We start from the raw sequence: 12,058 nt of genomic DNA, 5'->3' as shown, positions 1-12,058 counted from the left end.
GGATGCCTGACTCAACGGTAACGCCTTGTCTAACAGCAACCAGCGCAGCACATGTCGCCCACTTCCTCCCTCCAGCCACCAAGCCACATCCACTCGAATGTCGAGTGATAACACCATGCTCCACCCTTCTCCTACACGGCACACATATAAGGCAACTTTCATTTACTCTCCTCCCCCAACGTACTTTCTCCCAAACGCAAAAAAAGCACATGCCAACCCGGCTGTTCGCCGGAGCATGTGCTTCATGTCCATATTCCATCTTCTTATGATCAATCTACTTATCACTATACCAATTGAGTCTCTACATCACAAGGTTAGTCAAGTAGCATACAATTCTGCTAATAACCAGAATCTTTCTTAAAGTGCGAAACTTTTTCCAATCTGTATCGTCTATACTTTTAAATTAAGAGTTCTGACTTCGAAAATCTTATTTCTGTGATCAAGAACTCACCGCACCCAGACAATAACCATAGATTGCATAAAAACCCATTTTTAATTTAAAAGCAGACTTGGCTACAATTACAAAAAAAGACTACAGCTTCTGCTGTAATCTTTTCACTGTAGATCTGCGAAATGCTAATCCCAATTCCCGTTCACCTGATGATTTATTGCTCTGACTCACGCAAATCAATCAAGCGAAACGTGTGATCGGTCTGTGCTACCCGTTCAATATCAGCAGGGACAGCAGGCAGATAAGATGTCTCCATCCCTTGCCTTTGCATAAGCTTTTCAATAATCGTAATCGTTTCCGCTTCTGTACGATCAGCAACAACTGTTAGTCTGAAGCTCTTTCCACGGTATAACAATTCCCGGCAAAGCGCTCTTACAATGCCTTCGATCCGCCCTGCCTGATTGGAAGGGATGAGCAGGATCTGCTCGAAACCTTCAGATTCCGGACGGGAAAGATGGCGCTGGTGCATGGCATGAACGGCCATTGCCGCCAGGAAGTATATGAGCAGAATCATAGTCAGATGAGCAACCATGGCAACTGCACCTCCTCGGAAGGTCATGCTCACCCATGGCGAACATCCCTGTATACAACAAGTATATGCCGTACTTCCTGAAGGGTTACACTTGCATTTCCTATCACTCATATTCCATTCTGATCGACATCGGACGAAGAAAGACAGGCCAGGTCATTCATTCACGCCTAAGCTTGAACATATGTTCCGCACAACCTTACGCTTTTCTCATTTGCAGTGATAAAGTCCATTAACCCGCAGACCAATCCAACATTCTGGAAAGGGCGCGAGTGAACACCAATCTATACTTCGTCAAGGTTGAATCAACCAATGGACTGACTTACCGTAAGAATACTGCTTTACGAAAAACATAAGGTATTAGAGCGTAACCCAACCATATTTGATCGAATTGATAACAGCTTGAGTACGGTCGTCTACTTCCATCTTCTGCAGAATACTGCTGACATGGTTTTTTACCGTTTTTTCACTGATGAACAGGAATTCACCAATCATCTTATTGCTCTTACCTTCTGCCATCAAACGCAGTACTTCAGCTTCACGACGTGTGAGCGGGTTATTGTCGCCAGCGACAAATTTAACGCCTGCTTCCTTCGAAGCTCCTTCACTCATTGCCCCTGTTTCATTAAGATACGTCATACGACGCAGCTGCATGATCAGTTTGCCAGTTACCTTCGGATGAATGAACGCATGTCCTTCATGCACGGAACGAATCGCATTGATCAGAGACTCGGCCTCCATATCTTTCAGCAAGTATCCGTTAGCCCCTTTACGAAGCGTCTCAAATACATAACTTTCATCATCATGAATGGACAAGATAATCACTTTGACATCAGGGAACAGCTCACGCAATTTCTCCGTTGCCTCAACCCCGTTTTCGATCGGCATGTTAATATCCATCAATACGATATCAGGTTTATCCTGATTGCAGAATTCGAGCACTTGAATACCATCGCCGCACTCGCCGATGACCTCAATGTCGTCCTCCATATTTAAAATGCGTTTCAGTCCCTCACGGAACAGCTGATGATCATCAGCCAAAAGAACTTTAATCGATGCTTTACCAGTATCACGGTTTTCCATCATCCTGCTACTCCTTTCCCTTATCCACGTTTGTCGGGATATGAATCACTATTTTGGTTCCTTGATTTTCTCCGGATTCAATCTCTATTCTTCCTTCTAACAGTTCAACCCGTTCTCTCATCCCAATCAGACCGAAGTGGGTATGATCCTTGCTTTTCTTCGCAAGAAGCTCCGGTTTGAACCCAAGCCCATTGTCCTGAACGACAATTTTGACGAGCTGAGCCTGGTATGTAATTTCCACTACAACATAAGTGGGATAAGCATGCTTTGCAGCATTCGACAGACCTTCCTGCACGAGGCGGTAGATCGCTGCCTCCATCGCGGAAGATAAACGGTGTTCTTTACCTCTTGTTTCAAAAAGCGACCGGATTTTCGTTTTTACCTCAAAATCCTGCACGTACTTCCGAAGCGTTGGAATCAGTCCCAGATCATCCAGTGCCATAGGACGCAGATTGAAAATAACTTTTCTCATTTCTTCAAGACTGGAACGAACCTGGCCTTTCAAATCTACTATTTCGGCCTGGACCATCTTAAAATCCTGCTTAATGAGCATTCTTTCTACAATTTCCGTCCTAAGCACTAGATTGGCGAGCATCTGGGCAGGCCCGTCATGAATCTCACGAGCAATACGTTTCCGCTCTTCTTCCTGGGCCAAAATTATTTTCAAACCAATCATTTGTCGATTTTTGGCATTTTCAATGATCCGGGTCACTTGACCCAGTTCACCTGACAGGTATTCGAGTACAACACCCATCTGCGAACCGATGGTCTCAGCACGCTCTACGGAAGCTTCCACATTTTTGGCACGCTTCTGCAGATCATCCCGACGAGCCTTCAGATACATTTCCTTCTCACGATAAATCATCAGATCCAGCTGCAGCTGTGTTGCTTTCTCATACGCCTGCTTGATATCATGCTCGGAATAACGGACAAAGTCACGGCTAACCTCAGTCAGCCGGATCCGGGAACGGCGGTAGTTCAGCTCCAACTGATCTACTTTCTCGATCGTTTCCGCCGTCTCCTTCAGCACCGACTTTAACTCCTCGTTGAGTGTTTTCAGCTCATCACGAGTTGCGTCCATAATTTCGAACATTTGATATTTGCTGTTTTCCATGACTTGTATGGCGTTTTTAATGACGCGGTCTATGGCATCGGCTTGTAAATCCACGTTTGTTCGACTCCATTTCTATCGTTTCCGGTATATATCATACCATATCACGATGAGATGGTAACGGTCTTCGTTTTCTGTTCCCATTTTACAGTCAGACCAAGTTGCTCGGAAACAAGTCTAAGCGGGACTAAAGTCCTACCACCCGTTACGTATGGTGCAACAGTTGCGCTCTGTCTTTTACCATTCAGAATGAATTCTTTCTGCCCTACAACCAGATCAATCAGCTTGCCACCACGTAATACCGTGATCCGCTGATTTTTGCTGTCCCAGCTTGCCTGACCACCAAAAGCGTCCAAAACATGTTTGATTGGCACATACGTGGTACCATTTTTCAGGACCGGTGCTGCATCAATCGCTTTATTCGTTCCGTTCACTGTCATTGATTTCTGTCCAAGCACAAGCGAAGCTGTACCCGTAGGCAATCCGACTTCACTGGACTTGGAAGGCATCGTGAAGGCGATGTTGTCAAAAGCAACCGTACCTGATTTCGCACGCTCATCCTGACCTTCTTCCACGTTCACCACATAGACCCGCTTCAGCTTCGCCGGATAGGAGATGTTCAGTCCGTTCAGGTCCACGCTCAGCTTCTTCCACCCGTTCCAGTCAATCGCCTTGGCGAGATCAGCATATACCGTTTTGCCATTGGCATCCGTGAATTCGGCACGTAACCAGTTCAGGCTTTTATCTCCCATAACATCCATCGACATCGACGTAGCCGCTGCAGATACCTCTCTGCCAGTAGAACCATTCAGTTGTGCATAAGCGTACATTTTACCTGTTCCAGCAGTCATATCATAACCAAGTTGCAGTACATTGGAGCCGGCTTTTTCACCAGTTCCTGCTGTGACTGTTGCCGTACCAGTTACACCCGATGCGTCCGTCGTGAAGTTAATCGGATAATTCACGTTCTCGAAGTTCTCCCAGATCGTTTCGCTGGCAGAAGCCGAGAGTACTACGACTGTGCTATAACCATCATAACGACCAATCGCATATCCAACTTGTGCACCGGAATTGACGGAAGATACGGTTAATTGGTCAGCAGTAACTTTACCTTTGAATCCGATAAATTCCCATGTCAGCGAATCCGCAGGAACCGTAACACTTTGTCCACTCTTCGTCGTTGCCGTTACCGGAATGGACATCGTTGTGCCCGCTTTGAGGGAACCAAGACCTGATCCTGCAGTCAGGGAAGCCAATTCACTTCCACCCAGTACCGATACTTTAATGGAGGATGAAGCTCCATTGCTCGTTGCCGTCAGCGTTGCTGTACCTGGCTTCACGCCTTTGATCGTTCCGTTGCTAACACTCACAATACTGTTGTTGCTGGACTTCCAGGACATGCTGATATCGCCTGTTGCAATCGGGTTGTAGTAGGTGTCATATCCTTTGGCTGTGTACTTGCCCTCTTGCCCCACCAGCAACGTTTGGCTGCCACTCACGGCAAAGCCCTTCAGTTTACCTACAGGAGCCGTAGAGAACACACCCAGCGTGTTTACAACCTGACGTTGCTCGGTGCCATACTCTGTGTTGAACGTCAGACCAGCGGTTTGCTCACCCAACGGACGGGTTACCATGGTTGTGGAGCCGCCTCCGTCCAGGTTCATGCCTTTCCAGACACCCACACTGGTCATAAAGGATTGCAGTTCTGTCAGCGACATCCCACTGCTGTTACTGTTTTTCTCCGCTGCAATGATGTAGACATACCGACCATCCTGGGAGTATCCTACTGCCGTTCTTGCACGAATGCCACCAATGCCGGACGCAGCGATATCACGGGAAAAGGAAGCTGCCTTACCACCATTCACCAAAATGGTATGACCGCCAATCATCATCTCCAGATTACTTGGATCGACCGATTGCCCGGTTGTTTTAGCTTTCAGTTTGTAATCCGCATCCAAGGTTTGCCCAACGGATAGATGGCTCATGATCCATGTCGCCGCTGTTCCATGCGCACGCAAAATGTACCCATCCTGCGGCACCGTCATGTTTAACGCTTTTTTATCCGAAATTTGGGTAATGACTCCGTTCTGCACAAGAACCTCTGTCGGCGTAGTGGAAGGGTCATTTGGACGTTTGGTGGAGGTCCATGCAGGTGTATAAATATACATCGAGTTGGCATGACTATATTTCACTGCACCCGACTCTACCGTGTAATCCTCTTTATTTATCCCACGCAAAGCAAAGGTTGAACCATCCTGTGCCTTCACGGTCCCGTCAAAAGAATACTCGTCGATCATCGGCTTGCCATCCTTGGTCACCGTGAGGGCATACATGCCTGAAAGTTCGGAAGGTGTGGAAACCAATACGCCATCGGAGACCTGTCCACCAATCGGCGCGAGCTCTCCGGATACATTGAAGTAATCACCGTTCACAGCGGCTACTGCACCATTTTCCTTAGCCATAGCACCTGTGCTCTGTTTGCTGTTCAGATTACCGCCCTTGCCTGTCATCACATCCAGCTTCACATACGGGTTCTGTAGATCCACCTGGATCACATCCGCCAGTACGTTGACCTTGGAACCGGAACGTGTTGTTGTATATCTGTATTTCATGAGCTTCGCACCCGAAGTCAGAATTTCTTCACTTAACTTGCTTGTATTCGTAGATGCTGCTGCGGCTACTGATTGCCACGAAGTACCTGACCACATCTGTCCGCCTGTGCTCATCACCGGTGCAATCCAAATCACACCCGCCAGCGTTACAATCGCCCATTTCTTCACCTTACTGCCCTTAACGTCTTCCAGCTGTTTCCCATGTTTCCCCAGCATGTCTGAAACGTCTCTCCCATCTTGTATATCAATCTTAGACATCACGAACACTGCCAAGTAGGCAGCAGATAGCGAGATCTCTAGTATACTCTTCTATTAATAGACTGCTTTTTGTGGAAAAAGTTACGTTTGTCCCTATATTAGCATGCATAGATTTTGAAAATAGATAACTGGGCACATCCTTACTGCCGGTTTTAGCTGTTCTCGTCCATCTCAACGAAAAAGAGGCATATCAGCAAGTTTAATCTGGCTGATATGCCTCTTACATAGTATTAGTTATTTCGTGGGACTCGTTACTACAGGTAACCAATCTGATTCAGCATACGTTTGAGCATTACTGCAGCCTGTGCTCTTGTTGCTCTGTCTAAAGGCTTAAATTCTGTTGATGACACCCCTTGGATAATTCCTGTTAGAACTGCCTTCGCAACAGCATCCTCAGATTTTATTTTATCTGCATCCTTAAATCTGGACAGCGTGTTCTTTGCAGATAATTGAAGAGATGGTGATTGCCCGGCATAATTCATTGCTCTAACCAACATGATTGCCATCTGCTCCCGAGTGACTAAGCGGTCGGGCTGAAATTTTCCATCGCTAGTGCCCACAATGATTTTGGCTTCAACCGCTGCACCAATTAATGCATTCGTTGAACTTTTCTTGCCAAGATCTTTGAATTTTTGTGCCGCTGTCGCGTTGGCTTTGAGCCCCAAACCTTTGGCCACCCATTCTGCAAACTCTGCTCTTGTTATCTTCGTATTTGTATTGTATGTTCCAAGATTATCTGAGGTAATAATCCATTTGGAGGCCAATTCGGTTACAGCATTACGTGCCCAATCTGCCGTGTTCGGGAAGCTAACCAGATGTGTTATCGGTGCTACAATCTGATTCCCATTAAGTAATCCTCTTGCTGTAATTCCAGTTGACGTTGTTCTAAATCCGGTCGGTACATAGGATAATGCCTGTGTGTTGGGATCAATCGCAGTCAATCCCGTTAGAGTAGTGGATGTGTTGCCAGGAAGCTTAATCCAGTACTGGCTTTTGATATTCTGTTCCACACTTTTGCCTGTGTTGCCATTGAATAATGTGGTGAATACCTCCGTGGCATCTCCCAGACTCTGAGCGTTGGATCTCGATAAAACATATTCCATGGAGCCTGCAGAAAGTCTTGGCACAGTCTCCATCTGTACATACAGTGTTGCCGTACCCGGAGCTGTAGTAATTCCTGCACTTTGTCCCATACTTACCAGGTTCAGTTCAGATAAAGGCACACTCCATATGCTGTCTTTATATTTGACTCCAATCGTACCTGTGCGATACCTGGAAGCGATTTGGGATAGCTTATGGAATGGAATTCCAACGTATGCCGTCTCATTACTTGCCGGTACCTCAAACAATATAGGTTGGTTTAATTTAAAATTTGCAGAAGCATATTCGAATGCTTGACCAAGCTTGGTATCATCGATCGTATATTGCTGCGTTGTACGATTATTATGTGATGGGGAACTCTTGGCAGAAGCTACATCCGTACTCATGACCAGAAGTCCTTGACCAAATCCAGAATCAGCCGCACTCCACTCGGTCAGCCACGCTGGACGCCCTACTGCTGTAGTATCTGTGGGATTAGTAATTGTGCTCTCCTGAAGTGTTAACGGACCGAAAGCCCCTACCTCAGAATTCAGCGCATCTCTAAGCGACACTGTTCCAGGTGTGTAAGTAACCGTACCCGTCTGTCCAGCCGGTACCGTTTCGGAAAGTTTCAAGGTAACCACTGATCCTGTTACAGAGGCAGAATTCACCGGAATGGTCTTACTACCAATCAGTACTTTGAATTGAGCAGGTGTTAATAACGGCTCTGTTTTTAACGCGTTTCGGAAATTAATCCGTATTGTGTCCCCTTGTAAAACACCTGACAAGATCGTTCCGTTCCCATAAGTATGCGTCACAGGCACAAGATCCAGCAGAGCTGCTTGATTACCAGCTAAGTCTGTCAGACGATATGCCCCTGGAACATAAGAAAGGGTTACGATCTGTGTACTTGTTACGGGTGAAGCAAGCGTTAGTGTAACAAGATCGTCCTCGATGTCTACATTATTAACAAATACGGCTTTACCATCTACCAATACGGAATACTGATTGTTCAAAGGTTTGTTCAATCGACTTAATGGCTCATTATAGTAGATCCATAGTTTATTGCTATTGATCTCAGCTTTCTGGAATTCAGGCGGCTTCGTATCATTGTTATTGCGCACATAAAACCCACTGAAACCAGCAAGTGCCTGACCACGACTATCTTTAACAGGCTGTTCACCCGGTTGATAGGATACACGGACAACTTCACCATTAGATATTGAACGACTGAGATTCAATGTAACAAGTGAACTGTTATTAGTCGACATACTGCTGACACCCACAACTGATCCATCTGCAGTAACACTAAATTGTTTATATGCATCACTTGAGTTAATATACACGGTCTCAGGATAATAGAGATTAATTGTATTCGTATACGCTATACCTTCACGTGGCTTGGACATGATTGAATCCAGACCATTCTCCACGTCTCTGGCAGAGAATGCTGGCGCTGCATTAAGTGATAGATCCTGAATCTTGCGTATCCCAGTTGCAGGTGTATAAGCGATTCTCACCACCTGCCCTACCGCTACTCCCGTATCAAGTACAACATACACACTATCACCTGACACGTAGGATGAGCTTACATTCCGATTTTCACCATTAACCGTAACTGCAAAACTTGATGATAACGGATCAAGGGTTGAAAGCAACTCATCATACGTTAATCGGATGATCGTATTACTGTACATTTTTACTGTCTTAAGTACAGGGGCGGTTGTATCAACAGACAACGTTCTGAAGGTCCATGCTGTAGCTCCATTCAATCCAGTGAACAAATTTCCGGATTTATCTCGAAATACATTAGCAGGAATATCAATCGTATACGTTGTGTTACTCGTCAAACTTGTTTGTGGAATGATGCGTAACTGACGGTTATTTGAACTGTTTATGATTGTTGTAGCATTAACCGTTCCACCATTAATATTTTTAAGTGTGGCTTGCCCTGAATAATTAGTGTCCAGTTCTTTGTTGAACGTTAGGGTCAACTCACCTGACAGCGCTACACCTGTTGCCCCGTTCGTTGGAGACATGGAGGCCACAGTTAATGCTGCAGGGTCAGAGAGCACAGTGAATCCCCAGTCACTTCGCTGTATAGCCCGGCTGTCATTCCCGTTGGCATCACGTAAAAAACCTTCTGGTACAACTATGTATATTGTGCTGTTATTCGTCCAATTTTTAGCGGGATCAATCGTAACTGTTGTTTGGGTTGGGTTAAAACTGATCTGTGAAGAACTGGCATCAACCTCTTCGAATAACGTATTCCCTTGATAAATCTGTAGCTTGCCATTACCTCTCGACATCGCTTGATCATAGGTAAGCAGGATATTGGCAGACGGCGCTACACCTGTAGCCGCATTAACGGGAGATCGACCTACTAATCGAGCGGCACTGGGCCCAGCGGTATGAAATACCCACTCCCTATTTAAGCCTGCAAAGGGTTGATTATTCTCATAGGCAAAAGATTGACTGCCAATAGAAACATAGAAGCTACCGCCTGGCAAAGCTGAAGCTGGTTTAATTTCTACCACTTTCCCTAGGTTTGCATTAATATCGATATCATCTGGTCTGACACTTACCGCCGGACTATTCACTTCAATCTCTGTAACGATGGAGCTATCAGATATTCGACGAATGGTGATTTTATCTGTTGTACCCTCAACCTTCTTTACCGGGTTATTGAATTCAATTTTGAGTGATACAGAACCATCCACCTGAGTAGCGTTTAACAGAGGAATCGTGGCACTAATCCCTTTCCCAGCCAACTCGTCTGCTGCATATGCAGGTTCCATACCTACCCAACCGGTCAACCAGCCTTGTGCAACTAACATCACAACCATAAGACTAACCAATCCCTTGCGGGCCATTTTTTTCACAAACACCCAACCTTCCCCCTTATCTCAATATCCTAATTGTCTGATATACAGACCTCTATATTTATGTCGGTCAGAGGAAGATTTTCAATTAACAAAATGGAAATGTATGGTTCTTAATTTTGTAAAAAGATGCAAAAAGCCCCTGATTCCATAGCGGAATCAAGGGCTTCATTGGATGACCATATAGCGTTAGATAACTTACAGACCTGCTTGAGTTTTCAAAAGGTCTACTTTGTCCACTTGCTCCCAAGGTACATCCAGGTCTGTACGGCCGAAATGACCGTAAGCAGCGGTTTGTTTGTAGATTGGGCGACGCAGATCCAGCATACGAATGATGCCAGCCGGACGAAGATCAAAGTTGTTACGTACAAGCTCAACCAATTTCTCGTCGCTGACTTTGCCAGTTCCGTATGTATCCACGTTGATCGATACCGGGTTGGCTACACCAATCGCGTAAGCGAGCTGGATTTCCACTTTGTCTGCAAGTCCTGCAGCTACAAGGTTTTTTGCTACGTAACGAGCCGCATATGCTGCCGAGCGGTCTACTTTTGTCGGATCTTTACCAGAAAACGCACCACCGCCGTGACGTGCATAACCGCCGTAAGTATCTACGATGATTTTACGTCCAGTAAGGCCTGCATCTCCCTGAGGTCCGCCAATAACGAAACGTCCTGTTGGGTTGATAAAATATTTAGTCTGCTCATCCAGCAATCCAGCTGGAACGACAGGCAAGATTACATGTTCTTTGATGTCTTTTTGGATCTGCTCCAGCGTAGTCTCCTCAGCGTGCTGAGTAGACACAACGATTGTATCCACACGTACCGGTTTATCACCGTCGTATTCAATCGTTACTTGCGTTTTACCATCCGGACGAAGATATTCCAATGTACCGTTCTTACGCACTTCCGCCAGACGGCGTGCGATACGGTGGGACAGAGCGATTGGCAAAGGCATGAGTTCCGGTGTTTCGTTCGTTGCAAAACCGAACATCAGACCTTGGTCACCTGCACCAATGTTTTCTGTTTCACGAGCGACTTGTTCCGGGTCACGGTTCTCAAGTGCTGCGTTAACGCCTTGGGCAATATCAGCGGACTGCTCATTCAGAGAAGTCAGAACTGCACAAGTGTTATAATCAAAACCGAACTTGGCACGTGTGTAGCCAATATCCTTAATTGTATTACGAACGATGGACGGAATGTCCACGTATTCAGAAGCTGAACTGATTTCACCGATGACAAGCACTAAGCCTGTGGCTACGGAAACTTCGCAAGCTACGCGAGCATTGGGGTCGTTTGCAAGAAACGCGTCCAATACGGCGTCTGAGATCTGATCGCAGATTTTATCCGGATGTCCTTCGGTTACAGACTCCGATGTAAATAGATGCCGGCCTTTAACAGACATGAAGTTTCAACCTCCCATAACTAGTAGTATGGCGATTGCCCGAACAAAACATGACAGCGATTCGTTCACTGTACCCTCGAAGCTTTCCAAAATGGAATAAGGACGCAGGGTCCGCAGTACCGAAGATAAGGATTTTTCAGGTAATTGCCTCAAACGAAAATCAACCTTTCCCTAGTGGAAAAGGTTGCATACCTCAAGTGCCATCTTAACGTATTTGTCAAGACGTGTCAAACGAAACGGGGTATGGAAAATGCCCTATAAGTGCTGCTCTGCCTGACGAATTAGCCTTTTGGTGATCTCTCCACCAACCGATCCATTCTCGCGGGAAGTCAGATGTCCCCACCCTTTGTATTGCCCATAGGAGTGATCACTCACTTCACCCAGTTCAGATCCAAATTCTGTATCCGCACCAGCCAAACCTCTGCCACCATAACCCACATTGAGACCAAACTCTGCAGCAATCTCATACTTCATCTGATCCAGCATTTGACGACTTTCGGGTACCACTTTGCGATTGCTTCTAGCCATGGTTCCTGCACCTCCATTAATTGATTGTCAACAGTTATAGAGTGAGCAGGAACAAGGTAGGCTAGCCGTATTAATGTTTGTTAGAACTGGGTAATCTGAGCAAATGAAAAGTATGACTAATGA

General features: G+C 45.9%; 7 protein-coding genes. All 7 read right to left on the bottom strand.

Annotated features, from left to right (window positions below; genetic code table 11):
- Positions 1 to 605: 605 nt before the first annotated feature.
- Positions 606 to 1,016: a hypothetical protein gene (locus D829_RS0126610; RefSeq protein WP_152417152.1), complete on the bottom strand. Its 411-nt coding sequence runs from the start codon at positions 1,014 to 1,016 to the stop codon at positions 606 to 608.
- Between the two features lie 324 nt (positions 1,017 to 1,340).
- Positions 1,341 to 2,063, bottom strand: coding sequence for a response regulator transcription factor (locus D829_RS0126605; protein WP_026081439.1), 723 nt, complete (start codon positions 2,061 to 2,063; stop codon positions 1,341 to 1,343).
- A gap of 7 nt (positions 2,064 to 2,070) precedes the next feature.
- On the bottom strand, positions 2,071 to 3,231 hold the full coding sequence (locus D829_RS0126600; RefSeq protein WP_017691966.1) for a sensor histidine kinase: 1,161 nt from the start codon (positions 3,229 to 3,231) through the stop codon (positions 2,071 to 2,073).
- Positions 3,232 to 3,278: 47 nt separating this feature from the next.
- Positions 3,279 to 6,002, bottom strand: coding sequence for a stalk domain-containing protein (locus tag D829_RS0126595; protein ID WP_017691965.1), 2,724 nt, complete (start codon positions 6,000 to 6,002; stop codon positions 3,279 to 3,281).
- A 296-nt stretch (positions 6,003 to 6,298) separates the two neighbouring features.
- A complete protein-coding gene (locus tag D829_RS0126590) occupies positions 6,299 to 10,012 on the bottom strand; it encodes a SwmB domain-containing protein (protein ID WP_017691964.1) in 3,714 nt (1,237 codons plus the stop codon).
- Positions 10,013 to 10,204: 192 nt separating this feature from the next.
- Positions 10,205 to 11,407 (bottom strand): methionine adenosyltransferase, encoded by a 1,203-nt coding sequence (gene metK, locus D829_RS0126585; RefSeq protein ID WP_017691963.1) that lies wholly within the window; start codon positions 11,405 to 11,407, stop codon positions 10,205 to 10,207.
- Between the two features lie 255 nt (positions 11,408 to 11,662).
- Positions 11,663 to 11,935: an alpha/beta-type small acid-soluble spore protein gene (locus D829_RS0126580; protein ID WP_017691962.1), complete on the bottom strand. Its 273-nt coding sequence runs from the start codon at positions 11,933 to 11,935 to the stop codon at positions 11,663 to 11,665.
- Positions 11,936 to 12,058 lie beyond the last annotated feature (123 nt).

Source organism: Paenibacillus sp. PAMC 26794 (assembly GCF_000316035.1).
Classification (GTDB): Bacteria; Bacillota; Bacilli; order Paenibacillales; family Paenibacillaceae; genus Paenibacillus.
The sequence above is the reverse complement of the archived record's forward strand: the minus strand, read 5'-3'. Positions and strand labels throughout refer to the sequence as shown.

Coding starts and splice junctions, on each gene's coding strand:
- D829_RS0126605 (WP_026081439.1), bottom strand. CDS start 2,063: ATGGAAAACCGTGATACTGGTAAAGCATCGATTAAAGTTCTTTTGGCT.
- D829_RS0126595 (WP_017691965.1), bottom strand. CDS start 6,002: ATGCTGGGGAAACATGGGAAACAGCTGGAAGACGTTAAGGGCAGTAAG.
- metK (WP_017691963.1), bottom strand. CDS start 11,407: ATGTCTGTTAAAGGCCGGCATCTATTTACATCGGAGTCTGTAACCGAA.
- D829_RS0126580 (WP_017691962.1), bottom strand. CDS start 11,935: ATGGCTAGAAGCAATCGCAAAGTGGTACCCGAAAGTCGTCAAATGCTG.